This is a genomic window from Cellulomonas sp. (genome assembly GCF_965229465.1).
In the GTDB taxonomy this organism is placed as follows: Bacteria; Actinomycetota; Actinomycetes; order Actinomycetales; family Cellulomonadaceae; genus Cellulomonas.
The window spans coordinates 3,230,121-3,256,491 of sequence record NZ_OZ245882.1 but is presented as its reverse complement, the minus strand read 5'-3'; the positions used below and the strand labels follow the sequence as shown (position 1 = coordinate 3,256,491).

The following is a 26,371-nucleotide window of genomic DNA, read 5'->3' as shown; positions in this document are numbered from 1 at the left end:
GACGGTACCCGTGCGACATAGGCTGGCCGCACCCCCCACATCCCGTCCCAGGAGATCCCGTGCCCCGTCTCGCCGTCGGCGACCTCGCCCCCGACTTCACGCTCCCGACCGCCGACGGCGGCACCGTCACCCTGTCCGACCTGCGCGGACGCCGGGTGATCGTGTACTTCTACCCGGCCGCGATGACCCCCGGGTGCACGACGCAGGCCTGCGACTTCCGCGACTCGCTCGCCTCGCTCCAGGGCGCCGGCTTCGCGGTCGTCGGGGTCTCGCCGGACGCCGTCGACAAGCTGGCTGCGTTCGTCGAGCAGGAGCACCTGACGTTCCCGCTCGGCTCCGACCCGGAGCACGCCGTGCTCGAGGCGTGGGGCGCCTGGGGCGAGAAGCTCAACTACGGCAAGACCGTCACGGGGGTCATCCGGTCCACCGTCGTCGTCGACGCCGAGGGGCGCGTCGACCTCGCGCAGTACAACGTGAAGGCCACCGGCCACGTCGCCAAGCTGCGTCGGGACCTCAAGGTCGCGTGACGTTGTGGGAAACTTCCGCTGCGCGGGAGTGGTGAAACGGCAGCCACGCCAGGTTTAGGTCCTGGTGCTCGAAAGGGCGTGCGGGTTCAAATCCCGTCTCCCGCACGCGCCGGCCCGGGGCTGACCCGGCCCCGCCGTCCGGACAGCTCCCGGTGGGACGTGATCCTGCCGGGAGCTTCTTCGTCTGTGCAGACCTAAACGTTCCGGGTGTCTGGAAAGCGTTGTACACCGGTGTAAATGCCGCTACTTTTCCGGCGAACCACCTCACCTCCGAGCGTGGCCGGACAGGCAGATGTGAGCGCTAACATCCCCGCCCTCCGCATCGACGACGACGCGGCACAGGGTATGCCGCGTGCCGGCCCAGCTCGTGGGACACGACGCGAAGGAGCGAACGATGAGGAAGTCCGTCGCGGCATCGGCACTGGCGATCGCGGGCCTCCTGCTGGCCATGGTGGTGGTGACGGCTCCCTCAGCGAGCGCCGCCTCCATCGACACCAACGCCTCCTACGTGCTGGTCAACCGCAACAGCGGCAAGGCCCTGGATGTGTACAACCTGTCCACCGCCGACGGCGCCCCGATCAAGCAGTGGTCCCGCAACGACGGCAACCAGCAGCAGTGGCAGTTCGTCGACTCCGGCAACGGCTACTACAAGGTGAAGTCGCGGCTGTCGGGCAAGGTCCTCGACGTGACAGCCAAGTCGACGGCCGACGGCGCCGTCATCGAGCAGTGGACCGACAACGACGGCACCAACCAGCAGTTCTCCATCCAGGACGTCGACGGCTACATCCAGCTCATCGCCCGCAACAGCGGCAAGGCCGTCGAGGTGCAGGGCGCCTCCACCGCAGACGGCGGGAACATCGTCCAGTACTCCGACTGGAACGGCACCAACCAGCAGTGGCAGCTCGTCCGCCTCGGAGGCACCACCCCCCCGCCCACGACTCCGCCGCCCACCGGCGGGACGTTCACCAACCCGGTCGTCTGGCAGGACTTCGCCGACGGCGACATCATCCGCGTCGGTGACGCCTACTACTACTCGGCGTCGACCATGCACTACTCGCCGGGCGCCCCGATCCTGCGCTCGTACGACCTCGTGAACTGGGAGTACGCGGGCCACTCCGTGCCGCGCCTCGACTTCGACGACAACGGCTACGACCTCAACGGCGGCCGCAAGTACGTCAAGGGCATCTGGGCCTCCACGCTGGGCTACCGCAAGAGCAACAGCACCTACTACTGGCTCGGCTGCACGGAGTTCAACCGCACGTACGTCTACACCGCACCCGCGGTCGACGCGACGTGGACGAAGAAGGCCCGGATCAACGGCTGCTACTACGACGCCGGCCTGCTGATCGACGACAACGACACGATGTACGTCGCGTACGGCAACAGCACGATCAGCGTCGCGCAGCTCAACGCCGACGGCACCGCCCAGGTGCGTGCGCAGCAGGTGTTCCAGACGCCGTCCAACGTCGGCACCCTGGAGGGCGCCCGGTTCTACAAGCGCAACGGCTACTACTACATCTGGCTCACCCGGCCGGCCAACGGCCAGTACGTCCTGCGCTCCAGCTCGCCGTTCGGCCCGTACACGATGCGGGAGGTGCTGCTCAACCTGCCCGGACCGATCTCCGGCGGGGGCGTGCCGCACCAGGGCGGCCTGGTGCAGACGCAGGCCGGTGACTGGTGGTACATGGCGTTCACGGACGCCTACCCGGGCGGCCGGGTGCCGACTCTGGCACCGATCACCTGGACCGCCGACGGCTGGCCGACGTTGCAGACGGTCAACGGCCGCTGGGGCGCCACCTACAACCGCCCGAACATCCAGACCACCAAGACGGTCACGTCGATGATCGGCAAGGACACGTTCAACGGGACCACGCTGGGTCCGCGGTGGGAGTGGAACCACAACCCGGACACGTCCCGGTTCAGCGTGAACAACGGCCTGCGGCTCCAGACGGCCACGGTGACCAACGACCTCTACAACGCACGCAACACCCTGACGCACCGCATCCAGGGCCCGTCGTCGACGGCGACGGTCGAGCTCGACTACTCGGCGATGGCCAACAGCGACAAGGCGGGGCTCGCGATGCTCCGGCAGTCGTCGGCGTGGATCGGGGTCGTCAAGACCAACGGGGCCACCCGCGTGGTGATGACCGACGGGCTCAGCATGAGCAGCTCGTGGGCGACCACGGGCACCGGGGTCGAGCGCGCGTCGGCGAACGTGTCCGGCGGGCGGATCTGGCTGCGCACCAGCGCGGACATCCGACCCGGCTCCGGCCGGACGGCCACGTTCTCCTACAGCACCGACGGGACGAACTTCGTCCCCCTCGGGCCGGCGTTCACCCTGAACAACTCGTGGGAGTTCTTCATGGGCTACCGGTTCGGGATCTTCAACTACGCCACGCAGGCGCTCGGCGGGGCCGTGACCGTACGCAGCTTCGACCTCACAACGCCCTGACCGGCGACGCCCGATCACCGTCGACCGCACGACCCCCGTGTGGTCTCCGAAAGAGAGCGAGTCATCATGCGCACCATGCACCACCAGCAGCACCGGCCCAGATGGGGGCGGCAGACAGCGGCGCTCGCCGCCGTTGCCGGACTGGGTCTGTCCATGCTCGTCGCCCTGGCGAACCCGGCGCAGGCCGCCTCGACGCTCGGTGCGTCGGCGGCTGAGAAGGGCCGGTACTTCGGTACGGCGATCGCGGCCGGCCGGATGAACGACTCGACGTACATCGGGATCGCGAATCGTGAGTTCAACATGATCACGGCCGAGAACGAGATGAAGTGGGACGCGACCGAGCCGAACCAGAACCAGTTCAGCTACAGCCGCGGCGACCAGATCGCCAACTGGGCGCGCAGCAACGGCAAGCAGGTCCGCGGGCACGCGCTGCTGTGGCACGCGCAGATGCCCGGCTGGGCGCAGAACATGTCCGGCAGCGCCCTGCGCAACGCCGCGATCAACCACGTGACCAAGGTCGCGACCTACTACAAGGGCAAGGTCTACGCCTGGGACGTCGTCAACGAGGCGTTCGCTGACGACGGGCGCGGCAGCCGCCGCGACTCCAGCCTGCAGCGCACCGGCAACGACTGGATCGAGGCTGCGTTCCGGGCCGCCCGCAACGCGGACCCGGGCGCCAAGCTCTGCTACAACGACTACAACACCGACGGCATCAACGCGAAGTCCACCGGTGTCTACAACATGGTCAAGGACTTCAAGGCCCGCGGCGTCCCGATCGACTGCGTCGGCTTCCAGTCCCACCTCGGCACCAGCCTGCCGGGCGACTACCAGGCCAACCTGCAGCGCTTCTCCGACCTGGGCGTCGAGGTCCAGATCACCGAGCTCGACATCCAGACGGGCGGCAACCAGGCCAACATGTACGCCGGCGTGGTGAAGGCGTGCCTCGCCGTCAGCCGCTGCAAGGGCATCACCGTCTGGGGCGTGCGCGACAGCGACTCGTGGCGCGGCAGCGACAACGCGCTGCTGTTCGACGGCTCGGGCAACAAGAAGGCCGCCTACACCTCGACGCTGAACGCCCTCAACGCAGGCGGCTCCACCAACCCCACGACCCCCCCGCCCTCGAACGGCTCGATCGACACGAACGCCTGGTACGTGCTGGTGAACCGCAACAGCGGCAAGGCGCTCGACGTGTACAACCTGTCCACCGCCGACGGAGCCCCGATCAAGCAGTGGTCGCGCAACAACGGCAACCAGCAGCAGTGGCAGTTCGTCGACTCCGGCAACGGCTACTACCAGCTGAAGTCGCGGCTCTCGGGCAAGGTCCTCGACGTCACCGCCAAGTCGACGGCCGACGGCGCCGTCATCGAGCAGTGGACCGACAACGACGGGGCCAACCAGCAGTTCAGCATCCAGACGATCGACGGGTACATCCAGCTGATCGCCCGCAACAGCGGCAAGGCCGTCGAGGTGCAGGGTGCCTCCACCGCAGACGGCGGGAACGTCGTCCAGTACTCCGACTGGAACGGCACCAACCAGCAGTGGCAGCTCGCCAAGGTCGGCTGACCGACACCCGTAGCGCGGGTGGGGCGCCGCCGACACGGCGTCCCACCCCGCACACCCCGAAGGAGTGGGACCTATGAGAAGAACCCCCGGAAAGCTGCAGCCGCGCTGGCAGGCGCTGCTGCTCGCGCTCACCGTGGCCACCACCGGCGCGGTCGCCGTGGTCGTGGCGCCGTCGGCGAGCGCCGCGTCCATCGACACCAATGCGTCGTACGTGCTGGTCAACCGCAACAGCGGCAAGGCGCTCGACGTGTACAACCTGTCCACCGCCGACGGCGCCCCGATCAAGCAGTGGTCCCGCAACGACGGCAACCAGCAGCAGTGGCAGTTCATCGACTCGGGCAACGGCTACTACCAGCTGAAGTCGCGGTTGTCCGGCAAGGTCCTGGACGTGACAGCCAAGTCGACGGCCGACGGCGCCGTTATCGAGCAGTGGACCGACAACGACGGAACCAACCAGCAGTTCTCCATCCAGGACGTCGACGGCTACATCCAGCTGATCGCCCGCAACAGCGGCAAGGCCGTCGAGGTCCAGGGCGCCTCCACCGCAGACGGCGGCAACGTCGTCCAGTACTCCGACTGGAACGGCACCAACCAGCAGTGGCAGCTCGTCCGCCTCGGCGGCACCAACCCCACCACGCCGCCACCGACCGGCGGGTCCTGCTCCCTCCCGTCGAGCTACCGGTGGAGCTCCACCGGCTCGCTCGCCACACCGAAGTCGGGCTGGGCATCGCTCAAGGACTTCACGACGGCTGAGTACAACGGCCAGCACCTCGTCTACGCCACCACCCACGGCACAGCCGGTGGTGCGGGCTGGGGCTCGATGAACTTCAGCCTCTTCTCGAACTGGTCGAGCATGGCCTCCGCGACGCAGACCGGCATGTCGTCCGGGACCGTGGCGCCGTCGCTGTTCTACTTCGCGCCGAAGAACATCTGGGTTCTCACCTACCAGTGGGGCGGCAACGGGGCGTTCTCCTACAAGACCTCCAGCAACCCGACCAACCCCAACGGATGGTCGGCGGCGAGCCCCCTGTTCACCGGCTCCATCACAGGCTCGGGCACCGGTCCGATCGACCAGACGGTGATCGGTGACGGCACGAACATGTACCTGTTCTTCGCCGGGGACAACGGCAAGATCTACCGCGCGAGCATGCCGATCGGGAACTTCCCGGGCAACTTCGGCTCGTCGTACACCACCATCATGAGCGACACCACGAACAACCTGTTCGAGGCGCCGCAGGTGTACAAGGTCAAGGACAAGCAGCAGTACCTGATGATCGTCGAGGCCATCGGCAGCAACGGCCGGTACTTCCGCTCGTTCACCGCCACCAGCCTCTCCGGCTCGTGGACGCCGCAGGCGGCCAGCGAGGGCAACCCGTTCGCGGGCAAGGCCAACAGCGGTGCGACGTGGACCAACGACATCAGCCACGGTGAGCTCATCCGGTCCAGCAACGACCAGACGATGACGATCGACCCCTGCAACCTGCAGCTGCTGTACCAGGGTCGCTCGCCCAGCTCGGGCGGGGACTACGGCCTGCTGCCGTACCGCCCCGGCCTGCTCACCCTCCAGCGGTAACCAGGCACGCAGAAGGGCCGGCCCCCGCCTGGGGACCGGCCCTTCTGATGTCAGGTCAGGCGTCGGTGGTCGCGGCGGCGGCGATCTTCTCGCGCACCTCGTCCATGTCCAGCGCCTTGACGGCCTCGACCACCTGCTCCAGCGCGGGAGCGGGCAGCGCGCCGGCCTGGTTGAACACCAAGATCCCGTCGCGGAAGGCCATCAGGGTCGGGATGGAGAAGATCTGCAGCTCGGCGGCCAGCTCCTGCTCGGCCTCGGTGTCGACCTTCGCGTGCACGACGTCCGGGTGGTTCTCCGAGGAGTCCTCGAAGACGGGGCCGAACCGCTTGCACGGACCGCACCACTCCGCCCAGAAGTCGACCAGCACGATCTCGTTGTCCTTGATGGTCTGCCCGATCGTGCTGCCGGTCAGCTCAGTCGTCGCCATGACGTTCCTCCAGTCCTCGGTTACCGCCAGATAGAGCACGCAACCCCCCACGACTATTCCCGAGGGTGTCGAGACGCACACCTCGGGAGGGGGTGATCAGCGCGGCGTGACCGTCGCGGCCGCCCGCGGCGAGGTAGACATGGTCAGTGACCGCTTCCGCCGAGTACCCCCGCGGCCCCGAACGTCCCGCCGGCTGGCTGAGCCCCGACGAGATCGGTCAGGCCCGCACGCAGCTGCCGATCCTCTACGTCGACGCGATCCCGGTGCGCGTGGACGACTCGGGAGACGTCGTCCAGGTGGGCCTGCTGCTGCGCGTCACCCAGGAGGGCGTCATGTCCCGGGCCCTGGTCAGCGGCCGCGTGATGTACCACGAGCGGGTGCGCGACGCCCTGCTGCGGCACATCGAGAAGGACCTCGGGCCGATGGCCCTCCCCCAGATCCCCGCGTCGCCGCAGCCGTTCACCGTGGCGGAGTACTTCCCGACGCCCGGCGTGACGCCGTACCACGACCCCCGCCAGCACGCGGTGTCGCTCGCCTACGTGGTGCCGGTGCTCGGAGACTGCCGCCCGCAGCAGGACGCGATCGACCTGGCGTGGATGACGCCCGAGGAGGCGTGCGCGCAGCAGATCCAGTTCGAGATGAACGGCGGGCAGGGCCTCCTGCTCCGCCAGGCGATGGGGTACGTCGGCCGCCTGCCCTGAGACCCACAGGCTGTCGTCGTCAGAGCGTGAGCGCAGGCCAGTCCGCCAGGTCCGTGCGCATCCGGCGGTCGTGGGTGGCGACGACCACCGCGGCCGACGTCGCCCGCAGCGCGGCCGTGAGCTCGTCGACCAGCCCGACGGACAGGTGGTTGGTCGGCTCGTCGAGGATGAGCACGTGCGGCGCGGCCAGGAGCGCGCAGGCGAGGTCGAACCGGCGCCGCTGACCCACGGAGAGCTCGCGCAGGGGCCGGTCGAGGTCCTCCTCCGTCAGCAGGCCGAGCGCCGCGATCGGGACCAGCTGACCGGGATCGAGCAGGCGGGCCTCCAGCAGCACCAGGGCGTGCCGGGCGTAAGCGTCGAACCCCGACAGCTGCTCGGCCACGCCCGCGGCCCGCGGGTGGGCGACGACGGCCGCGGCGTGCTCGGTCGGCCCCTCCTGCGCGAGCACACCCAACCGGACCCCGGGGGCGATCGCGCGGACCCCGCGGTCGAGCCCGACCGACCCGGCGAGCGCGGCGAGCAGCGTGGACTTGCCGGACCCGTTGGGCCCGGTGACCAGCAGGCGCCCGCACGCGGGTACCTCGATGCGCACCCCGGCCAGGTCGAGCCGGCCGGCCACCCGAGGCGCCCGCAGGTCCAGGAGCGGTCCCGGCACGGGCTCCGGCGGCAGCGACGGCAGGTCGGGGAAGGTGAGCACCAGCGGCGGCGTCGGCACCTCGACGGCGTCGGCCTCGAGCTTCTGGATCAGCCGGTCCGCCGCCTTGACGTGCCCCCGCGCCCGCGTGGCACGCCGGTGCGTCTGCGAACCCTTGGGCGGGCGCCACTCGTCGGAGAGGTTCTCGTACGTCGAGTCCAGGCGCTCGGCCAGCTGCACCGCGCGCTTGCGCTCCGCCCGGTACCGCGCCCGCCAGCGCCGGATCATCTGGCTCTTGAGGAACCGGTAGTCGGAGTACCGCGTGGCGCCGTACAGCGCGGGTCGGCCGTCCATCGCGGGATCGAGGTCGAGGATCGCGGTCATCACGTCGTCGAGCAGGCGGCGGTCGTGCGTGACGATGACGACCGCGCCGGGCCACTCCCGCAGCCGGGCGGTGAGGTAGTCGATCCCGGCCGCGTCCAGGTGTTTGGTCGGCTCGTCGAGGAGCAGCAGGTCCGCCCGCTCCCCTATCCGGCACGCCAGCCGCACCCGGTACCGCTCCCCGACGCTCAGGTGGTCCAGCCGCCGGTCCGCCTCCCGCGGCGCCCCGAACCGCGTGAGCGCCTCGTCGACACGGCGGTCGGCGTCCCAGGCGGCGAGGTGCTCGTAGCGGGCGACGGCGGCGGTCAGCCGCGCGAGGTCGCCGGACTCGTGGTCGAACCCCGTGATCGCCGCCTCGAGCTCTCCTGCCGCCGCACGGATGCCGCCGAGGGCCGCCGCGACGAAGGTGCCGACGGTCGCGCCGCCGGGTGCGTCGAGCTCCTGCTCCACCGAGGCGAGCGTGCCGCTGCGCCGCACGGTGCCGGTCTGCGGTGCGAGCTCGCCCGCGAGGACCCGCAGCAACGTCGTCTTGCCGGCCCCGTTCTCGCCGACGACGCCCACCCGGTCCCCCGCACCGACCGTGAGGTCGACGCGTTCGAGCACCGGGTGCCCGGGGTACCCGTAGGTCACCCCGTCCGCCACCAGCTGGACGTGGCCGTCAGACACCGCGGGTCATCCCCCGAGCACCCGCACGAGCGTCGGCACGAGCGCGCGGAACGCGGTGCCGCGGTGGCTGATCGCGTTCTTCTCGGCGGGGGTGAGCTCTGCGCACGACCGGGTGTCGCCGGTCGGCACGAGGATCGGGTCGTACCCGAAGCCGCCGGCGCCGCGGGGCGCGGTCGCCAGCACCCCCTCGAGCGTGCCCGTCTCGACGTGCTCGAACCCGTCCGGGGTGACCAGTGCCGCGGCGCACACGAAGCGCGCCCCGCGGTGCGGCTCGGGGACGTCGGCCAGCTGCGCCAGCAGGAGCGCGAGGTTGGCGGCGTCGTCGCCGTGGCGACCGGCCCAGCGTGCGGAGAAGATGCCGGGTGCACCGCCGAGCACGTCGACGGCCAGCCCCGAGTCGTCCGCGACCGCGGGGAGCCCGGTGAACGCGGCGAGCGAGCGGGCCTTGATCAACGCGTTCTCGGCGAAGGTCACGCCGTCCTCGACCGGCTCCGGGGCACCCACGTCCCGCGCCCCGACCACCGACGACGGGTCCAGCCCGGGCAGGACGGGCGCGAGGATCGCGCGGAGCTCTCCGACCTTGTGGGCGTTGTGCGTCGCGAGGACCAGGCGAGCACTCACAGGACCAGCCGGGTCGCCGAACCGTCGCCGGGGGCCGACGCCAGGGCTGCGACCTGGAGGGCGGTGAGCTGGGCGGTGCCGGCGACCGCGAGGTCCAGCAGCGAGTCGAGCTCGGCACGGTCGAACGGCGCGTGCTCGGCGGTGCCCTGCACCTCCACGAACGTGCCCGACCCGGTGACGACGACGTTCATGTCCGTCTCGGCGCGCACGTCCTCGACGTAGGGCAGGTCGAGGACCGGCAGCCCGTCGACGATGCCGACGCTCACGGCGGCCACGGAGTCGCGCAGGACGACCCTGTTCTTGGGGATGTGCTTGTTCTCCACGGCCCACGCCACCGCGTCCGCGAGCGCGACGTAGGCGCCCGTGATCGAGGCGGTCCGTGTGCCGCCGTCAGCCTGGAGCACGTCGCAGTCGAGCACGATCGTGTTCTCGCCGAGCGCCGAGACGTCGATGATCGCGCGCAGCGACCGACCGATCAGCCGCGAGATCTCGTGCGTGCGCCCGCCGACGCGCCCCTTGACCGACTCACGGTCGGAGCGGCTGGACGTGGCGCGCGGCAGCATCGAGTACTCCGCGGTGACCCAGCCCTCGCCGGACCCCTTCTTCCAGCGCGGCACGCCCGGTGTGAACGACGCGACGCAGAGCACCTTGGTGCCGCCGAACTCGACGAGCACGCTGCCCTCGCCCGCCTCCAGGAACCCGCGCGTCAGGGTCACGGGACGGAGCTCGTCGGGGGCGCGTCCGTCGGCGCGGACGCGCGTGATCGGGGAGGCGGAGGGAGCAGAAGTCATGACGCCGAGCCTAACTTGGCGCCCCGACACCCCCGGACGCCGGGATCACCGAGCACCGACACCTCACAGCCGCACCCCCGGACATCCGCACTCCGGAGGGTCAGGACGCGCACGAGTGCGGACGGTGCGGTCCTACAGGACGTGCACGCCGCCCGGGCGGGCCAGCTCGATCGGGCCGTCGTACACCGCGGACGCCTCCGCCACGCTCACCGCGGGGTCGTTCCACGCCGGGATGTGCGTGAGCACCAACCGGCCCGCTCCCCCGCGCGCCGCGGCCTCTCCGGCGCGTCGGCCCGTGAGGTGGATGCCGCGCGAGGCGTCGTCGCGACCCTCGACGAACGCCGCCTCGGCGAGCAGGAGGTCGACCCCCGTGGCGAGCGCGTCGAGACCCGCGCACGCGTCCGTGTCTCCCGTGTACGCGAGCGTGACCGTCCGGGCAGGGTCGGACTCGCTCGGCCCGGAGACGCGGATGCCGAACGCGGGGATCGGGTGCTCGACGGGCACCGGCTCCAGCACGAGCGGCCCGACGGCGACGCCGGACCCGACACGCCACTCGACCACGTCGAACTGCCCGTCGGTGCTGGTGGCAGGGTCCTTGCCGGCCATCTGCGCCAGGCGCTCCGCGGTGCCCGCCGGTCCGTGCACCGTGACCGGCGGGCAGGGCCCCTCGGGCCGGTACCGGCGCAGCACGTTGAGCACCACCAGGTCGGCCACGTGGTCGGAGTGCAGGTGCGACAGCCCGATCGCGTCGAGCGCGGTGGGGTCGCCGTACCGCTGCAGGGCGCTCAGGGCGCCGTTGCCGAGGTCCAGCAGGACGGTCCAGGTGCGCCCGTCGGCGTCCTCCGCCTGCACGAGGTACCCCGAGGCCGCCGAGTCGGGGCCGGGGAACGAGCCGGCGCAGCCGAGGACCGTGAGCCTCATCGCAGGGCCGCGCTGGACTCGACGGTCTCGACCTCCGGGCCGAGGAAGCGCCGGGCGAGGGTGCGGAACTGCGCCGGGTCCCCCGTGGCCAGGAACCGGTGCGTGGGCGGTCCGGCCGCGGGGTCCCGCTCCAGGCCGTGCGCGACCAGGGTGCGGTAGACGTCCTTGGCGGTCTCCTCGGCGCTGGACACCAGCGTGACCTCCTCGCCCATGACGTAGGAGATCGCCCCGGTGAGCAGCGGGTAGTGCGTGCAGCCGAGCACGAGGGTGTCGACGCCGGCCTCCCGCACGGGGTCGAGGTACTCGTGCGCGAACGCGAGGACCTCGGGCCCGGACGTGATGCCGGCCTCGACCAGCCGCACGAACTCCGGGCACGCCCTGGTGGTCAGCTCGATGCCGGGGGCGACGGCGAACGCGTCGTCGTAGGAGCGGGACTCGACCGTGGACTTGGTGGCGATGACCCCGATGCGCCCCGACCGGGTGGCGGCCACGGCGCGGCGTGCGGCGGGCAGGATCACCTCGACGACGGGGATCCCGCGGCGCAGCGTGTACCGCTCGCGGGCATCGCGCAGCATCGCCGACGACGCGGTGTTGCACGCGATGACCAGCAGCTTCACGCCGGCGTCCACCAGGTCGTCCATGACCTCGAGCGCGTGCGCGCGCACCGCCGCGAGCGGCTTGGACCCGTATGGGGTGTTGAGGGTGTCGCCGATGTAGAGGGTGGACTCGTGCGGCAGCTGGTCGAGGATCGACCGGGCAACGGTGAGCCCGCCGACGCCGGAGTCGAAGATGCCGAGGGGGGCGTCGTTCACACGCACGAGCCTAACCGCTGGAGGCTCACGGTTCGCCCGGGCGACCGCCGGCGCGCAGGTCGTGCAGCAGCACCTCGACGAGCGACTCCTGGAGCCAGCTCAGCGCCCCGTACACGGCGACCAGGTACCGGCGGGCGGCGGGGTCGAGCACCTCCGCCGCCTCCTCGGCGACCTCGGCCTGCGGCGAGTCCAGGAGGGTGTCGTACAGCTGCTCAGCCTGCTCGTCCGTCCGGATGCCGAGGCGCTCCGCGAGCACCAGCCGCAGGTCGGTGATCGCCGCCGCGACGTCCTGCGCCTCGTCCGGGGCGACGACGAACGCGTCCGCGCGCCACCCGTCGGCGGGCGTCGTGAGCGCCTCCCACAGCCGCGCGAGACGGGCGATCTTGCCGGCCCGCAGGTCGTCCTCGGTCAGCCGCCGGAACTCCGCCGCGATCTCCGGATCGTCGTGGGACGCGTCCGGGAGGAGCCGGCGCACCGCGGGGTCCGACGGCGGCGGCAGCGCGTCGATCCGCATCCGGGGGTTCCCGTCGCCGACTGGTACCGCGTCCCGCGACTCCAGGCGTCCCCCGCCGAGCAGCTCGGCGACGTCCGCCACGAGGGCGGCGACGACCTCGCGCTCGTCGGCGTCCAGGCGCGCGGCGTACATCCCGCGGCGGCGCTTGAAGCCGCGCATCACTGCCCGCTGCGCTGGAGCGTCGCCCAGAGCCCGAACCCGTGCATCGCCTGCACATCGACCTCCATCGCCTCGAGCGATCCGCTGGACACGACCGCGCGACCCTGCTCGTGCACCTGCTTCATGAGCTTCTCGGCCTTCGCCCTCGGGTGGCCGAAGTAGGACTCGAACACGTACGTCACGTAGCTCATGAGGTTGACCGGGTCGTTCCAGACGATCGTCACCCACGGATCGGCGACGTCCGTCTTCTCCTCCTCCTCGACCCTGGCGTCGGGGAGGGTCTGCGTTGGCACGCCGTCCACTGTAGGTGGAGGGCTGGGCTGGAGTGCAGCGGAGGGTGGGGGCGCGCCAGCGCACCCGCCCGGAGCGGAACGCAAGCCCGGCGCGACCACAGACGTGGGCGCCGCGCCGGTCGGGCACGCGCGCCCTACGTTGGGCCCATGACTGCCGCGCCCTCGCCGAGCCTCGCGCTCCTCACCGACCGCTACGAGCTCACCATGCTGCAGGCCGCCCTCGCCGACGGGACCGCGGACCGGCGCTGCGTCTTCGAGGTGTTCACCCGCCGGCTCCCGGCCGGTCGGCGGTACGGGGTGCTCGCCGGGACGGGGCGGGTGCTGGAGTCGCTCGAACGGTTCCGGTTCGGGGCGTTCGAGCTCGACTGGCTCGCCGACGAGCGTGTGGTCGACGACGCGACCCTGGCGTTCCTCGCCGACTACCGGTTCACCGGTTCGGTCGTCGGGTACGCCGAGGGCGAGGTGTTCTTCCCGTCGTCGCCGGTCATGGTCGTCGAGGGGACGTTCGCCGAGGCCGTCCTGCTCGAGACGCTCGTGCTCTCGATCCTCAACTACGACTCGGCGGTCGCGTCGGCCGCGTCCCGGATGACCAGCGCGGCGGTGGACCGGCCGTGCCTGGAGATGGGGTCGCGCCGGGCGCACGAGGAGGCGGCGGTCGCGGCGGCCAGGGCCGCGGTCGTCGCGGGCTTCGCAGGGACGTCCAACCTCGAGGCGGGACGCCGGTACGGCTTGGCGACCATCGGCACCGCGGCCCACGCCTTCACGCTCCTGCACGACGACGAGGCGGCGGCGTTCGCGGCGCAGGTCGCGTCCCTCGGCACCGGCACCACGTTGCTCGTCGACACCTACGACGTCCGGCGCGGCGTGGAGCTCGCCCTGGAGGCGGCCGGGACCGGCCTGGGCGCGGTGCGGCTCGACTCCGGTGATCTCGGCGTGCTCGCGCACGAGGTGCGGGCGCAGCTCGACGAGGCCGGGGCGCAGGGCACCAAGATCACGGTGACCTCGGACCTGGACGAGTACGCGATCGCCTCGCTCGCCGTCGCCCCGGTGGACTCCTACGGGGTCGGCACCTCGGTGGTCACCGGCTCGGGGGCGCCGACGTGCGGGATGGTCTACAAGCTGGTCGCCCGCGAGGGGGCGGACGGGGTGCTGGCTCCTGTGGCCAAGGCCGCGTTCGGCAAGACGAGCGTGGGCGGGCGCAAGGCCGCGGCGCGACGGCTCGGCACGGACGGCCGCGCGGTCGAGGAGGTGCTGGTCACGGGCCACGACGACGAGGTTCGGGCCTGGTCGTCCCCTGACGCGTCGTTGCGCGAGCTGCACGTGCCGCTCGTCACCGACGGGGCGGTGGACCCCGGCTGGACGGGACCGGACGGCGTGCGCCGGGCAGCAGAACGGCACCGCGCCTCGCGGGACGAGCTGCCGCGCGGGGCGCGGCGGCTGTCTGCCGACGAGGCAGCGGTGCCGACCGTGGCGCTGCGGCTCGGGGACTGAGGGGCCCGAGCCGCAGCGCCGGTACTGCGGAGTGTGTTCCGTCGAGCTAGACGCGCGAACGGCCCCGGCCGACCAGCCCGAGGATCAGGCTGACGACGAGCACGATGACGCCGATCCAGATGAGGAACTGGCCGATGTTCGTCGCCACGCCAAGGATGACGAGGACGACGCCGACAAGGATGAGGATGAGCCAGGTAGGCATGGTTGACCCTTTCGATCTGTGGTCACCGATCAGGCAGTCCGGGGGTACCCGGCGCCGTGGTCACAGGACAACGGTGGCAGCCCCGACCGCACTCGGCACGTCGAGAGAAAAGTTGCGCGGGCGAACCGAAATGCTATGTGGTCGCGCGTCCAGGGCTCTGACCTGCGGCTTTACCGCCGATTTGCCCCGTCCGCATGATGAGACGGCCCTTGTAAGTCACCCGCTGATGGATGTAATCGCGCGATGCTCATCTGCGCGTCCGCTCAGCGCTTGCCGACGAACCACCCGCGGACCATCGCGACCCGCGCCGTGAGCTGGTCCGGATCCGCCAGGGCGACCTCCGGCCCGCCGCACCGACGCCGCAGCTCGTTGTGCACCGACCCGTGCGGCTGCCCGCTCTTGCGCGCCCACGCCCCCACCAGCTGGGACAGCTCCTTGCGCAGCTCCGCCTGCTTGCGGTGGTCCATCTGCGCGACCTCGTCGGCCGCCGCCGACCGCTTGCGCCCGCTGATCTGGTCCGCCTGGCGCTGACGCAGCAGCGCCGAGACCTGGTCGACGTCGAGCAGCCCGGGCAGGCCCAGGAAGTCCAGCTCCTCGTCCGAGCCCATCTCCGCGCCCGTGCCGAACTCGCCGCCGTCGAAGAGCACCCGGTCGAAGGACGCCTGCGCCTCGAGGGCCTCGAACGCCCCCTGCTTGCCGTCAGGTCCGATCTCGTCGGCGCCGTTGCGCTCCCGGTTCGCCTCGTCCAGCAGCCCGTCGTCGAGCCCGACGTCGATCCCCTGCTCCTCGAGCGTCTTCGGGCGGTCCAGCGCGTGGTCCCGCTCGAGCTCGAGGGTGTTGGCCAGCGCCAGCAGCTGCGGGACGCTCGGCAGGAACACCGAGGCGGTCTCCCCGCGGCGGCGCGCCCGCACGAACCGGCCGACCGCCTGCGCGAAGAACAGCGGCGTCGCCGTGCTGGTGGCGTAGACCCCGACGGCGAGCCGGGGCACGTCCACGCCCTCGGAGACCATGCGCACGGCGACGAGCCAGCGGGAGTCGCCCGCGGAGAACGCGTCGATCCGGTCGCTGGCGCCGTCGTCGTCCGAGAGCACGATGGTCGGTGACTTCCCCGTGATCCGCGCCAGGTGACCGGCGTAGGCGCGGGCGTCGGTCTGGTCGGTCGCGATGACCATGGCGCCCGCGTCGGGGATGGCCCGGCGCACCTCGGTCAGGCGACGGTCGGCCGCCGCGAGGACGCTCGGGATCCACTCGCCGTTGGGGTCCAGGGCCGTGCGCCACGCCTGCGCGGTGATGTCCTTGGTGAGCGGCTCCCCCAGCCGGGCGCTGATCTCGTCGCCCGCCTTGGTGCGCCACCGCATCGAGCCGCTGTAGGACAGGAAGATCACCGGCCGCACCACGTGGTCGCGCAGCGCGTCGCCGTACCCGTAGGTGTAGTCGGCCACGCTGCGCCGGATGCCGTCGCCACCCCGGTCGTAGCGCACGAACGGGATCGCGGCCGTGTCGGAGCGGAACGGCGTGCCCGTCAGGGCGAGCCGGCGGGTGGCGCCCTCGAAGGCCTCCCGCACCGCATCGCCCCAGGACAGGGCGTCGCCGCCGTGGTGCACCTCGTCGAGGATGACCAGGGTGGGCGCGGCCGCGGTCCGGGCGGCGTGCAGCGCGGGCTTGCTGGCCACCTGGGCGTAGGTGACCGCGACACCGTCGAACCCGTGGCCGTGCCGGCCCTGCGCGTTGCTGAAGTTGGGGTCGAGCGTGATGCCCACGCGTGCGGCCGCGTCGGCCCACTGGCGCTTGAGGTGCTCCGTCGGCGCGACGACGGTCACCCGACGGACCAGCTTCGCCTCCAGCAGCTCGGTGGCGATCCGCAGCGCGAACGTCGTCTTGCCGGCGCCGGGCGTGGCCACCGCGAGGAAGTCACGAGGGTTGGCCGTCCGGTAGTGCTCGATGGCCTCGGCCTGCCAGGCACGCAGCTTGTCCGCGGTCCCCCACGGCGCACGCGCGGGGAACGCCGGCGGCAGCTGGGACGCCGCCGACGAGGACGCGTGGGTCGAGGGGAGGGAGGACGGGCGCGGGGCGGCCGTCACGCGCCGCCGCTGCCGGGGTTGCGGCCGAAGCCCCACTTCCGGCCGCCGCCGGAGTCCTTGCCGCCCTCGTTCTTGTCGCCGTCCTGCGGCTCCCGGAGACCCTCGTAGATCTCCTTGCAGACGGGGCACACGGGGAACTTGTTCGGGTCCCGGCCGGGCACCCAGACCTTGCCGCACAGGGCGATCACCGGCTTGCCGCTGATCGCGGAGTCCAGGATCTTCTCCTTGCGCACGTAGTGCGCGAACCGCTCGTGGTCCCCCGGCTCGACCTGCTCCGTGGTCTCCTCGCGCTCCAGCACGCTGGTCGACGTGCCCGGGTCCGAGGAGAACGGGTCGTCGGGTCCGGTGCGCTGCGGCAGGGGCTCGGTCATGGCGTGAAGTGTACGTCGCGGCTCGGACACGGTCCGGTGGCGTCCGCGGGTGGGACCAGGCTCAGAGGCCCTGCCAGTCCGGCTTGGAGGCGAACGTCTCGCGGTAGTAGCCGGCCAGCTGGAGGCGGCTCGCGGCACCGTCGTCGACGAGCACCGTGACGTGCGGATGGTGCTGGAGCACCGTCGCGGGCCACATCGCGCTGACCGGCCCCTCGACCAGCTGGTGCACGGCCTCCGCCTTGCCCTTGCCGGTCGCCAGCAGGACCAGGTGCCGTGCGGACATGATCGTCGCCAGCCCCTGGGTCAGGACGTGCTGCGGCACCTGGTCGACGTCGCCGCCGAAGAACCGGGCGTTGTCCTCGCGCGTCTGGCGCGTGAGCGTCTTGATGCGCGTCCGCGACGCGAGCGAGGAACCGGGCTCGTTGAACGCGACGTGCCCGTCGGTGCCGATGCCCAGGATCTGCAGGTAAACGCCGCCCACCGACGCGATCGCGTCCTCGTACGCCGCGCAGGCCGCGACGAGGTCCTCGGCAAGGCCGTCGGGCCCCTGCACCGCGCCGGGTACGAAGTCCACGCGGGACACCAGGTCCTTCTCGATGACGTTGCGGTAGCGCTCCGGGTGGTCCGCGGCGAGGCCGACGTACTCGTCGAGCATGAACGCGCGGGTGCGCGCGAAAGACAGCCCGTGCTCGGCGTGCCGGCGGGCCAGCTCGTCGTAGACCGCCAGCGGGCTCGACCCGGTGGCGAGCCCCAGCACCGCGTCGGGCTGCGCGCGCACCAGCTGCTCGACGGCCGCGGCGGCCAGTCGGCCCAGCTCCGGGCCCGGCGCGATGACGACCTCCATCAGACGTACTCCCCTCTGCCCAGCAGGGCCGCACCGACCGCGCCGACGGGAACGTCGGCGGGGGCAAGACTCACGCGCTTCGCCAGACCCATGGTGGCCAGGAACGGAGACACCCGCGCCTCTCTGTCGAGCTGGGCGGTGACCGCGCGCAGCAGCGGCTGGCCCAGGGCGCTCACGCCGCCGCCGATCACCACCAGCTCGACGTCGCAGGTCAGCACCAGGATCCGCACGGCGGCGGCGACGGCCCACGCGAACTGGTCCCTGATCTCGACCGCGCGCGCGTCCCCGGCCTCGGCCGCGGCGAACAGCTCCTCGGGTGCGGGGCGCCCGTACCGGCTGGGCCAGGCGGCGTCGAGCGCCGACCCGGAGGCGTACTGCTCGAGGCAGCCCAGCTGGCCGCACTTGCACGGCAGCCCGTCGGGCACGAGCGTCAGGTGCCCGATCTCCCCCGCGCCGCCCGTTGACCCCCGCCGCAGCCTGCCCTCGAGCAGTAGACCGGCGGCCAGGCCGGTGCCGAGCGCCAGGAACGCCAGGTCGTGCACCACGGCGTCCTGCGTCGAGGCGTGCTCGCCGTCCACCGTGTGGGCGGCACCGACCACCGCGACCGTCAGGTCGTTCTCCACGCGCACGCGCACCCCGAGCCGCTCGGAGACCAGCGCCGCGAGCGGGGTGCGCTCCTCGATGCCGAGGTTGACCGCGTGCTCGACCGTGCCGTCGGTGGCGTCGACCACCCCGGGCAGCCCGATGCCCACCCCCGCCAGCTCGGCGACCGGGACGCCGGCACCCGCGGCCAGCTCCTCGACCACCGCGACCGCAGTGGCGACCACGCCGGCCGCCCCGGCGACGCTGGCCGACCGCAGCTGGTGGCGGACCACGCCGCCGGCGTCGAGCAGGACTCCGAGCACCTTGGTGCCCCCCACGTCCAGCCCGACCGACCACGGCCGCGTGCCCCCGTCCGACGCGCGCCTCGGCGGCGTCGGGATCCCCTGCGTGCTCACGTCAGCCCTTCACCGCACCCGCGACGAGCCCGGACGTCATCTTGTTCTGGACGAAGAGGAAGAACACGATCACCGGGATCGCGATCAGTGCGGACCCTGCCATGACCACGCCCCAGTCGGTGGCCCGGTTGGACTCCACGAGCCCCTGGAGCCACAGGGGCAGGGTGCGCTGGGCGGGGTCGGTCATCACGACCAGGGCCAGGGTGTACTCGTTCCACGCCTGGAGGAAGCCGTACACGCCGGCGGCGACCAGCCCGGGGGCCAGCAGCGGGAACGTGATGCGGAAGAAGGCGCCGGTGCGCGACAGCCCGTCGACCATCCCGGCCTCCTCCAGCTCGATGGGCACGCCGGCCACGAACCCGCGCAGCATCCAGATGGTGAAGGGCAGGATCGCCGCGGTGTAGACGAGCGCGAGGCCCGCCACCTTGTTCACCAGGTTCCAGCCGTCGAGCATCTGGTACTGCGAGATGAACAGGCCCTCGGCGGGGATCATCTGCACGACGAGGATGGTGAGGATGAAGCCCTTGCGGCCCCGGAACCGGAACCGGCTCACCGCGAGCGCCGCCAGGAACGCGAAGATCAACGCGGCGACCAGCACGATCGCGACCACCGCGAGCGACACCCGCATCGACGCCCAGAAGCTCGGGTCGTCCAGCACGCGCCGGAAGTTGGACAGTGTCCCCTGGACCGGGAAGAACGTGGGGGTCGGCGTCTGCAGCTTGTTCAGCGGCAGGAACGCGCTGTTGATCATCCAGTAGATGGGGAACACCCAGGCGATCGACAGGACGACGGCCAGCACGCCGAGCGCACGCCGGCCGCCGCGGGACTGCGCGCGTCCGGCCTCCGAGGAGCGCACGGGGCGGCCGGGCGCGGGGTCCAGGGTGGTGGGGGCGGGGGTGGTCACGGCGCTCACAGCTCGTCCTCCTTCAGCATCTGCCGGATGTAGAACCCGGTGAGGGCGAGCGTGATCACCAGCATGATCGTGGCCAGCGCGCCGGCCATCGAGAACTCGCTGGCGTACGAGTAGATGAGGGTGCCCAGCAGGTTGGTCTCGCGGGTCGGTGCGCCCGCGCGCTGGAGCACGTAGATCTGCGTGAAGACCTTGAAGTCCCAGATGACCTGGAGCAGCAGCACGATGGAGAGCACCGGTCGGACCATCGGGATGGTGATGTTCCAGAACCGCTGGCGGGACGACGCCCCGTCGAGCTGGGCGGCCTCCATCGTCTCCTCGGGCACCTGGAGCAGTCCCGCGTAGACGGAGAACGCCACGAACGGCACGGACATCCAGACCACGATGACCGTCGCCACGAAGTAGAACGACAGCGGCTGGATGATCCACGAGTGGCCGGCCATGTCGTCGAGCCCGAAGACGTGGGCCAGCACGTAGTTGACGACGCCGTACTGCGAGTCGAAGAGCCACTGCCAGACCGTCATCGACGCGAGCACCGGCGTGCCCCAGGCGAGCAGCAGCGCCACCTGCAGGGTGATGCGCGAGGCCTTGCCGATCCGGGTCATGAGCACCGCGAACGCGACGCCGACGAGCATCGTCACCGCGGCGTTGACCAGGCAGAACGCGATCGACCGACCGATGACGGTCCAGACGTACGGGTCCGTGAGGAGCTCGGTGTAGTTCTGCAGGCCCACCCACTCGGCGGGCTGGCCGAACTGCTGGCGCAGGCCGTACTCCTGGAAGGAGATGACGAACTGACGGACCAGCGGGTAGCCGAGCGCGACGCCCATGAGGATCGCGGCGGGGACGAGCAGGCCGTACACGCCGAGCTGGCGACGGCGGCGGCGCGGGAAGACGACGGCTGCGTCGTCCTGCTCCAGCGCGGGGGCAGTGGCTGCCATGGGGAGAGCTCCTGTCTGGTGGCGCAGCCGGGCCGGCCTGCGAGGGCAGGCCCGGCCACACCGGGATCACCTGGTCCGGTCCGGCCGGCCGCGTCGGGGGACGCGACCGGCCGGTGCCGTGATCAGTTCAGCGCGTCCTCGAGGAGCTGGTCCGTCTCGGCAGCAGCCTCCTTGACGTCCGCGCCGGTGGCGAGCTTCTGGAAGAAGTCCTCCAGGATGCGGTCACCCTCGACGTCGGCCCACTTCTCGGCCGCCGGCGTGAGCTTGGCGTTCAGCGCGGCGGCGACGGCAGCCTGGGCGTACACGTCGTCACCCATCGAAGCCGAGTACGCCGTGTTGCCCGGGATCAGCCCGTTCTCGCCGAGCATGTTCTGGAACTCCTCCGTGAAGATGATCTTCAGGAGGCTCTTGGCCAGCTCCGGGTGCTTGGACTTGGCGGCGACGGCGATGTTGGAGCCGCCGGCGAAGCCGTTCGCGAACGAGTCCTTGTCGAGGCCCGGCAGCGGGAAGACGCCGGTGTGCTCCTCGTTGCAGGTCTGCTGCTCCACGCGCAGGGCCTGGGCGGCGTCGGACTTGTCGTCCGGGTCGACGGCCTTGTTGCACGCGGGCAGGTCGATGCTCCACCGCGCCCAGGTGGGCGCCGAGAACATGGCCGACTGGCCGGCGTTGAACGGGACCCACGGCTCGTTGGAGTCGCTGTCGGCCGGGGCGTTCGTCGCGTTCGCGAAGAGGTCCTGGACCTCCTCGAGGCCCTTGATCGACTCGGGCGTGGACAGGGCGCCCTTCCAGGCGTCCCCGTCCTTGACCGCGAGGTCACCGCCGTTGGTGTAGATCCAGGCGGCGCCGTTGTACCAGTCCTGGCCGGGGAACCAGAAGCCGGACTGGGTGTCCGACTGCAGCTTCTTGGCGACCTCGGTGAAGTCGGCGAGCGTGGTGGGGACCTCGACGCCGGCCGCGGCGAACGCGTCCTTGTTGTAGAAGACCGCGCGTGCACCGGAGTAGTACGGGGCGGCGTAGAACTTGCCGTCCGCGCTCCCGGCGTCGACGAAGCCCTGGAGCAGCTTCTCGCCGCCGAGCTCGTCGTACATGTCCGTGATGTCGGCGAACGCGCCGGCGTAGGTGAACGTCGGCGACTGCGTGTTGCCGATCTCCACGAGGTCGGGGGTCTGGTCCGCCGAGCCGAGCGCCGTCTGGAGACGCGGCACGAGGCCGCTCCAGTCCTGCTCCTCGATGACGAGCTTCGAGCCCGGGTTCTCCGACTCGAAGGTCGTCGTCAGGTACTCACGCAGGGCGTCGGGAGTGTCCGTGCCGTTGAGCCACAGCTTGATCGTGGCGGCCTCGGGCGTTCCGCCCTCGGTGGGCTCGTCAGCGGCGTCGTCGCCGTTGCCGCACGCCGTGAGCGTGAGCGCGGCCACCGCGCCGACGGCCGCGAAACGTAGGATCTTCACGTTGGGGTTCCTCCCGTGAGCGAGGCGAGCGCCGGACGGCGCCGCCGGGTGGTTCTTCCGACCTGCAGTGGGCCGGCTGGGGGTCGTCACGAGACCCCCAGCTGGCCTGACAGGACCAGGACTGCCGCGCCAGCGAGAGCCCCGTCCTCGTCGAGGGATCCCATCCGCAGTGCCAGTCCGTGCCCGATGACGGGCATCGTGCGTGCGCGGACGGTGGCCAGCGCCGACTCGCGCAGAGGACCGTCCAGCAGCTCCGGGGGGCCGGAGAGCAGGACCTCCGCGAGGTCGAGCGCACTGACGACGGGTGCCAGGGCGATGCCCAGCAGCCGTCCGACCGACGCCAGGGCGGCGTCGGACTCTTCGGGGGTGAGGCCGGCGGTCCGGCGGCGCAGTGCCGGGACGCTGAGCACGGTCTCGAGGCAACCGGTGCGGCCGCACGCGCAGTCCAGCGGCGGCTCGTCGCGCACGTCGCCGTCGACCACCGTGACGTGCCCGATCTCGCCGGCCGCGTGGTGCCGGCCGAGCACGAGCGCGCCGTCCACGACGATGCCCGCGCCGACGCCCTCACCGATGGTGAGGACCATGCAGCCGGACCCCGCCGCGGAGCCGTAGGTGAACTCGCCGAGCGCGCGGGTGTTGGCGTCGTTGGCCACGTGCACCGGGACGCCGAGGCTCTCGGTGAGGTTGGCGGCCAGCGGCAGGTCGTACCAGCCACGGTTCGGCGCCTGGACGACCCGGCCGTCGAGGTCGATGACGCCGGGCGAGGCGATGCCGACGCCGATGACCGGGCGCGTCGCCGCCGCCAGCAGCTCCTGGCAGAGGCTCTCCAGCAGGTCCGCCGCGGGCTGCCCGGTGCGACCCTCGAGCGCGACCGAGCGACGGACGACGACGGCGCCGACGAGCGTCAGCACCGCGCCGAGCAGGTGCGTGTCGTCGGTGAGGTCCACGGCGACGATCTGGAACGCCTCGGTCCGCATCCCGACGAGCGTGGCCGGCTTGCCGACCTTGCCCTCGACGCGGACTCCCAGCTCCTCGACCAGCCCCTCGGCGATGAGCGCGGCCACCATCCCCGAGACGGTGACGCGGGTCAGGCCGGTGCTGCGCGCGATGTCCGCGCGGGACGCCGGTCCGATGTGGAAGAGGTGCGCGAGCACCAGCGACCGGTTGTGCGCGCGAGCGTGCTCGGGCAGCACCTTGCCCGTCGGGCGCAGGGCCCGACCGACTCCGTGGGCTGCCGCGAGGGGCTGCGTGGTCGCTGTCACGTTTGTTAGTAGACCTTCCTTACAAATCAGAGTCAACCCCGGATTGTGACCGTGACCACATCGTGACCGGACGTTCACCCGACCGACTCATGGGATGAGAAAGGCGGAAACGATTCACCGTGACCGGCGGGAACGCGCGGAACAGGTCACCAGGTCGATGCGTTCGCACAGACATGGAACTCGGCCTGTACACGTTCGGTGACGTCCACCCCGACCCCGTCAGCGGGGCGCGGGTCTCCCCCGGTCAGCGGATCCGGGAGGTGCTCGAGCGGGTGCGGCTGGCCGAGGAGGTCGGCCTGGACTACGTCGGCATCGGCGAGCACCACCGGCCCGACTACGCCATCTCGTCGCCGTCCACGGTCATCGCGGCCGCCCTCGCGCAGACGTCCCGGATCACCGTGGGCAGCGCGGTCACCGTGCTCTCCACGGAGGACCCCGTGCGGGTGTACCAGCAGTTCACGACCATGGACCTGCTGTCCGAGGGCCGCGTCGAGCTGCTCGCCGGTCGCGGCTCGTTCATCGAGTCCTACCCCCTCTTCGGCGCATCCCTCGACGACTACGACGAGCTGTACGACGAGAAGATCCAGCTGCTCCTGAAGCTCGACGGCGCCGAGCGGATCACGTGGCAGGGGCGGTTCCGGCCGGCCCTCGACGACGCCCTGGTGCTGCCCCGCCCCTTCGGCGAGCACCTGCGCATCGCCGTCGCGACCGGCGGCAACCCGCAGTCGTCGGTCCGCGCGGGAGTGCTCGGGCTGCCCATCAGCTACGCGATCATCGGCGGGCAGCCCGCGTCGTTCGCGCCCCTGGTGGACCTGTACCGGAGCGCGCACGAGCAGTCCGGGCACGACGAGTCGTCGCGGTTCGTGTCCGTGGCGGGGATGGGGTTCGTCGCCGACGACCCGAAGGCGGCGCGCGACTACTTCTACCCGTACTGGTTCGAGTCCATGCGCCGGATCTCGTCGGAACGCGGCTTCCCGATGCCCAACCGGATCTCGTACGAGTCCCAGGCGGCACGCGGCGGCGCGTACTTCATCGGCGAGCCCGAGCAGATCGCCGAGCGGATCGTCGCGCTGCACGGCGTGCTGCACCACGACCGGCAGGCGTTCCAGATGGACCTGTCCGGGGTCCCGCAGAAGGAGTCGCTGCGCTCCATCGAGCTGCTGGGGACCGAGGTCGCGCCGCTTGTCCGTGAGGCGTTGGGCTAGGCATGCCGACCCTCCGCCGTCCGCCGAGCTGCGGCGTCGAGCATCGTCCCAGTGTCCCGGGTCGGCTCACACGCCGCGAACAGCGATCGTGTGCAACAGCCGCTCCATCGCCTGCCACCCGGGGAGCGGATCACGGTCGAACTCCGCGCGCTGGTACCTCCACTCACTGACCTGGTACTGCCAGCGTTCGATCGCTGTGTTGATGCCCGGTGCGGTCAGCCGGTCCTCCGGTGTGCGCACGAATTCGTGGCGGTCGAGCATCTGCCGGATCTGGAGGAGCTCGTCGTCCTTCTCGTCCTCGTCGAGCTCCTCCCAGTCGCTGAAGGTCCCAGGCCCGTCCCAGTACCTGGTCAGGTAGGCGTCGACGTTCTCCTGCAGCAGTGCTCGGGCGAGCGACGACCCCTGGTGCGCGGGGATGACGTCGAGTGCCACGGCGGCCGTGGCGAGGTAGTTGGCGTGCTCGGATCCGAGGATCATCACGCTCACGGCGTGACCTCCTGTGCTGCGGCCAACCAGGTCCTGCAGGGCAGCGAGGCGATCTTCGGATACCGCGCCTCGAGCTCGTTCCAGCTCAGGATCGCCGTGGTGGCGCCGTCGTCGACACGCGTCAGAGCGATGGTCATCCGTTCGCCGCGGTGCCGCGCGGTCACCAGGTAGTCGTCGTCGGCGAGCCCGAGAGCCCGGACGGGGCGCATGTCGCGGGTGCCTGACGGAGGCAGCACAAGGACCGGGCGGCACGTGTCTCGCGTGAGGTCGTGGATCCACGTGTCGTCGAGGTCGTGGTCGACCAGCAGGTAGTTGCTGTCCGCGCTCCACGACGCCGATCCGCACAGGTTCCCGGGGATGCGCTGGACCTCTGCGCCGTCGGCCGCTGTGTAGATGACGGTCTCGCGCCGGAAGCGCGCCGGTCCTTGCGCGGGGCCTTCGTTCCAGCTGACCGCACAGGCGATCCGGGTGCCGTCCGGTGACCACTGGACCCCGACGTCGTCGGGGTTCCACTCGCTGAGGACGAGGTCCTCGTACACGTCGAACCGGCGCGGTGTCGTGCCGTCGAACCGGGCCACGGAGAGCTCCGTGGGTCGCGTCTCGCCGCCCCGTGGTGGTGTGGCTGATCCGCGTGCAGGGGGCCGCACCCGCGGCCCCAGCATCGCGACGGACGCGCCGTCGGGTGACCCGGCGAAGGCGGTCCTGACGAGTGAGGAGAACGGCAGAGGCTCCAGCTCGACACGTGCCACCGCACCGGTCCGGAGATCGACACGTGCCACCCCGCGGTCCACGACCTCGACGAAGCGACCACCGTCGTCCGCCATGCAGCGCGCCAACTCCACAAGCACGGCGTGCCCGCCGGCGCACAGGATGGGGTTGCCTTCCCCGTCGACGCCCGGCACGTCCGCCATCACGGTCAAGAGGGACGATCCGGGGCTCCAGCCCAGGAACCGGTGCGAGCGGGGCTCCGTGTCGATCCAGAGTCCGAGCCCGTCGGGAGACGGCTCGCGCACCACCAGCGCCACCGGCTGCGAGGTCGGCCACAGCGGCGCCGCGTCGTCCGGCCGGACACGCCACCTCGCCGCCGCCGCCGTCAC

At 71.4% G+C, this 26,371-nt stretch carries 26 protein-coding genes and 1 tRNA gene; 8 read left to right on the top strand and 19 right to left on the bottom strand.

The genetic code is table 11. The annotated features are described in order from the left end of the window. Positions 1 to 59: 59 nt before the first annotated feature. From bcp to ACO06A_RS15480, 5 genes are all read left to right on the top strand, one after another. A complete protein-coding gene (bcp, locus tag ACO06A_RS15500; RefSeq protein ID WP_421733119.1) occupies positions 60 to 527 on the top strand; it encodes a thioredoxin-dependent thiol peroxidase in 468 nt (155 codons plus the stop codon). 22 nt (positions 528 to 549) lie between these two features. Beyond that, positions 550 to 632, top strand: a tRNA-Leu gene (locus ACO06A_RS15495). 289 nt (positions 633 to 921) lie between these two features. Continuing rightward, positions 922 to 2,979 carry a family 43 glycosylhydrolase gene (locus ACO06A_RS15490; protein ID WP_421733118.1) on the top strand — a complete coding sequence of 686 codons (2,058 nt, stop codon included), beginning with the start codon at positions 922 to 924 and terminating at the stop codon, positions 2,977 to 2,979. A 75-nt stretch (positions 2,980 to 3,054) separates the two neighbouring features. Continuing rightward, entirely contained in the window at positions 3,055 to 4,542 is a 1,488-nt protein-coding gene (locus ACO06A_RS15485; protein ID WP_421736076.1) for an endo-1,4-beta-xylanase, read from the top strand. Between the two features lie 73 nt (positions 4,543 to 4,615). Next, positions 4,616 to 6,115, top strand: a complete 1,500-nt coding sequence (locus tag ACO06A_RS15480; RefSeq protein ID WP_421733117.1) for a non-reducing end alpha-L-arabinofuranosidase family hydrolase — start codon at positions 4,616 to 4,618, stop codon at positions 6,113 to 6,115. 55 nt (positions 6,116 to 6,170) lie between these two features. On the opposite strand, the gene trxA is transcribed toward ACO06A_RS15480, so the two are convergent. Next, positions 6,171 to 6,542 (bottom strand): thioredoxin, encoded by a 372-nt coding sequence (gene trxA / locus ACO06A_RS15475; protein ID WP_055921401.1) that lies wholly within the window; start codon positions 6,540 to 6,542, stop codon positions 6,171 to 6,173. Positions 6,543 to 6,688: 146 nt separating this feature from the next. Here trxA and ACO06A_RS15470 point away from each other — a divergent pair, with 146 nt between their 5' ends. Next, positions 6,689 to 7,243 (top strand): NUDIX hydrolase family protein, encoded by a 555-nt coding sequence (locus ACO06A_RS15470; protein ID WP_421733116.1) that lies wholly within the window; start codon positions 6,689 to 6,691, stop codon positions 7,241 to 7,243. Between the two features lie 19 nt (positions 7,244 to 7,262). Here ACO06A_RS15470 and ACO06A_RS15465 read toward each other — a convergent pair whose 3' ends face one another. The 7 genes from ACO06A_RS15465 to clpS all read right to left on the bottom strand — a co-directional run bounded on the left by ACO06A_RS15465 (position 7,263) and on the right by clpS (position 13,035). Continuing rightward, positions 7,263 to 8,924 carry an ABC-F family ATP-binding cassette domain-containing protein gene (locus ACO06A_RS15465; RefSeq protein WP_421733115.1) on the bottom strand — a complete coding sequence of 554 codons (1,662 nt, stop codon included), beginning with the start codon at positions 8,922 to 8,924 and terminating at the stop codon, positions 7,263 to 7,265. 6 nt (positions 8,925 to 8,930) lie between these two features. After that, entirely contained in the window at positions 8,931 to 9,545 is a 615-nt protein-coding gene (gene rdgB, locus ACO06A_RS15460; RefSeq protein ID WP_421733114.1) for an RdgB/HAM1 family non-canonical purine NTP pyrophosphatase, read from the bottom strand. Continuing rightward, positions 9,542 to 10,336, bottom strand: coding sequence for a ribonuclease PH (rph, locus tag ACO06A_RS15455; RefSeq protein ID WP_421733113.1), 795 nt, complete (start codon positions 10,334 to 10,336; stop codon positions 9,542 to 9,544). Before rph ends, rdgB begins: the two co-directional genes overlap by 4 nt. A 132-nt stretch (positions 10,337 to 10,468) precedes the next feature. Further along, positions 10,469 to 11,257 (bottom strand): MBL fold metallo-hydrolase, encoded by a 789-nt coding sequence (locus tag ACO06A_RS15450; protein WP_421733112.1) that lies wholly within the window; start codon positions 11,255 to 11,257, stop codon positions 10,469 to 10,471. Further along, the gene (gene murI, locus ACO06A_RS15445; protein ID WP_421733111.1) at positions 11,254 to 12,069 is read right to left on the bottom strand and encodes a glutamate racemase; all 816 of its coding nucleotides are present in this window, start codon (positions 12,067 to 12,069) and stop codon (positions 11,254 to 11,256) included. Before murI ends, ACO06A_RS15450 begins: the two co-directional genes overlap by 4 nt. Before the next feature lie 25 nt (positions 12,070 to 12,094). Further along, on the bottom strand, positions 12,095 to 12,742 hold the full coding sequence (locus tag ACO06A_RS15440) for a DUF2017 domain-containing protein (RefSeq protein ID WP_421733110.1): 648 nt from the start codon (positions 12,740 to 12,742) through the stop codon (positions 12,095 to 12,097). After that, the gene (gene clpS, locus ACO06A_RS15435) at positions 12,742 to 13,035 is read right to left on the bottom strand and encodes an ATP-dependent Clp protease adapter ClpS (protein WP_343048207.1); all 294 of its coding nucleotides are present in this window, start codon (positions 13,033 to 13,035) and stop codon (positions 12,742 to 12,744) included. Before clpS ends, ACO06A_RS15440 begins: the two co-directional genes overlap by 1 nt. Positions 13,036 to 13,182: 147 nt before the next feature. On the opposite strand from clpS, the gene ACO06A_RS15430 reads away from it, so the two are divergent. Beyond that, positions 13,183 to 14,526, top strand: coding sequence for a nicotinate phosphoribosyltransferase (locus ACO06A_RS15430; protein ID WP_421733109.1), 1,344 nt, complete (start codon positions 13,183 to 13,185; stop codon positions 14,524 to 14,526). Positions 14,527 to 14,572: 46 nt separating this feature from the next. Here ACO06A_RS15430 and ACO06A_RS15425 read toward each other — a convergent pair whose 3' ends face one another. From ACO06A_RS15425 to ACO06A_RS15385, 9 genes are all read right to left on the bottom strand, one after another. Further along, the gene (locus ACO06A_RS15425; RefSeq protein WP_186814839.1) at positions 14,573 to 14,728 is read right to left on the bottom strand and encodes a hypothetical protein; all 156 of its coding nucleotides are present in this window, start codon (positions 14,726 to 14,728) and stop codon (positions 14,573 to 14,575) included. A gap of 263 nt (positions 14,729 to 14,991) precedes the next feature. Beyond that, a complete protein-coding gene (locus ACO06A_RS15420; protein WP_421733108.1) occupies positions 14,992 to 16,809 on the bottom strand; it encodes a DEAD/DEAH box helicase in 1,818 nt (605 codons plus the stop codon). Continuing rightward, complete coding sequence (locus ACO06A_RS15415; protein ID WP_056092643.1) at positions 16,806 to 17,180, bottom strand: DUF3039 domain-containing protein; 375 nt, start codon at positions 17,178 to 17,180, stop codon at positions 16,806 to 16,808. The genes ACO06A_RS15420 and ACO06A_RS15415 overlap by 4 nt, the downstream gene beginning before the upstream one ends. A 61-nt stretch (positions 17,181 to 17,241) precedes the next feature. Next, complete coding sequence (nagB, locus tag ACO06A_RS15410; RefSeq protein WP_421733107.1) at positions 17,242 to 18,024, bottom strand: glucosamine-6-phosphate deaminase; 783 nt, start codon at positions 18,022 to 18,024, stop codon at positions 17,242 to 17,244. Further along, on the bottom strand, positions 18,024 to 19,022 hold the full coding sequence (locus ACO06A_RS15405; RefSeq protein WP_421733106.1) for an ROK family protein: 999 nt from the start codon (positions 19,020 to 19,022) through the stop codon (positions 18,024 to 18,026). Before ACO06A_RS15405 ends, nagB begins: the two co-directional genes overlap by 1 nt. Position 19,023: 1 nt before the next feature. Beyond that, complete coding sequence (locus ACO06A_RS15400; protein WP_421733105.1) at positions 19,024 to 19,935, bottom strand: carbohydrate ABC transporter permease; 912 nt, start codon at positions 19,933 to 19,935, stop codon at positions 19,024 to 19,026. After that, positions 19,932 to 20,873 (bottom strand): carbohydrate ABC transporter permease, encoded by a 942-nt coding sequence (locus ACO06A_RS15395; protein WP_421733104.1) that lies wholly within the window; start codon positions 20,871 to 20,873, stop codon positions 19,932 to 19,934. The genes ACO06A_RS15400 and ACO06A_RS15395 overlap by 4 nt, the downstream gene beginning before the upstream one ends. Before the next feature lie 122 nt (positions 20,874 to 20,995). Further along, a complete protein-coding gene (locus tag ACO06A_RS15390; protein WP_421733103.1) occupies positions 20,996 to 22,321 on the bottom strand; it encodes an extracellular solute-binding protein in 1,326 nt (441 codons plus the stop codon). Positions 22,322 to 22,407: 86 nt separating this feature from the next. Next, entirely contained in the window at positions 22,408 to 23,583 is a 1,176-nt protein-coding gene (locus ACO06A_RS15385; protein ID WP_175348557.1) for an ROK family protein, read from the bottom strand. 173 nt (positions 23,584 to 23,756) lie between these two features. Between ACO06A_RS15385 and ACO06A_RS15380 the strand changes: the two genes are divergently transcribed. After that, positions 23,757 to 24,788 carry an LLM class flavin-dependent oxidoreductase gene (locus ACO06A_RS15380; protein ID WP_421733102.1) on the top strand — a complete coding sequence of 344 codons (1,032 nt, stop codon included), beginning with the start codon at positions 23,757 to 23,759 and terminating at the stop codon, positions 24,786 to 24,788. Positions 24,789 to 24,854: 66 nt separating this feature from the next. On the opposite strand, the gene ACO06A_RS15375 is transcribed toward ACO06A_RS15380, so the two are convergent. Both ACO06A_RS15375 and ACO06A_RS15370 read right to left on the bottom strand, forming a co-directional pair. After that, the gene (locus ACO06A_RS15375; protein ID WP_421733101.1) at positions 24,855 to 25,274 is read right to left on the bottom strand and encodes a hypothetical protein; all 420 of its coding nucleotides are present in this window, start codon (positions 25,272 to 25,274) and stop codon (positions 24,855 to 24,857) included. Next, entirely contained in the window at positions 25,271 to 26,371 is a 1,101-nt protein-coding gene (locus ACO06A_RS15370; protein WP_421733100.1) for a TolB family protein, read from the bottom strand. Before ACO06A_RS15370 ends, ACO06A_RS15375 begins: the two co-directional genes overlap by 4 nt.

What these genes read in the sequence shown, in the direction of transcription:
- ACO06A_RS15490 (WP_421733118.1), top strand. Translation starts at nt 922, where the DNA reads ATGAGGAAGTCCGTCGCGGCATCGGCACTGGCGATCGCGGGCCTCCTG.
- ACO06A_RS15485 (WP_421736076.1), top strand. Translation starts at nt 3,055, where the DNA reads ATGCACCACCAGCAGCACCGGCCCAGATGGGGGCGGCAGACAGCGGCG.
- ACO06A_RS15480 (WP_421733117.1), top strand. Translation starts at nt 4,616, where the DNA reads ATGAGAAGAACCCCCGGAAAGCTGCAGCCGCGCTGGCAGGCGCTGCTG.
- trxA (WP_055921401.1), bottom strand. Translation starts at nt 6,542, where the DNA reads ATGGCGACGACTGAGCTGACCGGCAGCACGATCGGGCAGACCATCAAG.
- rph (WP_421733113.1), bottom strand. Translation starts at nt 10,336, where the DNA reads ATGACTTCTGCTCCCTCCGCCTCCCCGATCACGCGCGTCCGCGCCGAC.
- ACO06A_RS15450 (WP_421733112.1), bottom strand. Translation starts at nt 11,257, where the DNA reads ATGAGGCTCACGGTCCTCGGCTGCGCCGGCTCGTTCCCCGGCCCCGAC.
- ACO06A_RS15440 (WP_421733110.1), bottom strand. Translation starts at nt 12,742, where the DNA reads ATGCGCGGCTTCAAGCGCCGCCGCGGGATGTACGCCGCGCGCCTGGAC.
- ACO06A_RS15430 (WP_421733109.1), top strand. Translation starts at nt 13,183, where the DNA reads ATGACTGCCGCGCCCTCGCCGAGCCTCGCGCTCCTCACCGACCGCTAC.
- ACO06A_RS15425 (WP_186814839.1), bottom strand. Translation starts at nt 14,728, where the DNA reads ATGCCTACCTGGCTCATCCTCATCCTTGTCGGCGTCGTCCTCGTCATC.
- ACO06A_RS15415 (WP_056092643.1), bottom strand. Translation starts at nt 17,180, where the DNA reads ATGACCGAGCCCCTGCCGCAGCGCACCGGACCCGACGACCCGTTCTCC.
- nagB (WP_421733107.1), bottom strand. Translation starts at nt 18,024, where the DNA reads ATGGAGGTCGTCATCGCGCCGGGCCCGGAGCTGGGCCGACTGGCCGCC.
- ACO06A_RS15395 (WP_421733104.1), bottom strand. Translation starts at nt 20,873, where the DNA reads ATGGCAGCCACTGCCCCCGCGCTGGAGCAGGACGACGCAGCCGTCGTC.
- ACO06A_RS15380 (WP_421733102.1), top strand. Translation starts at nt 23,757, where the DNA reads ATGGAACTCGGCCTGTACACGTTCGGTGACGTCCACCCCGACCCCGTC.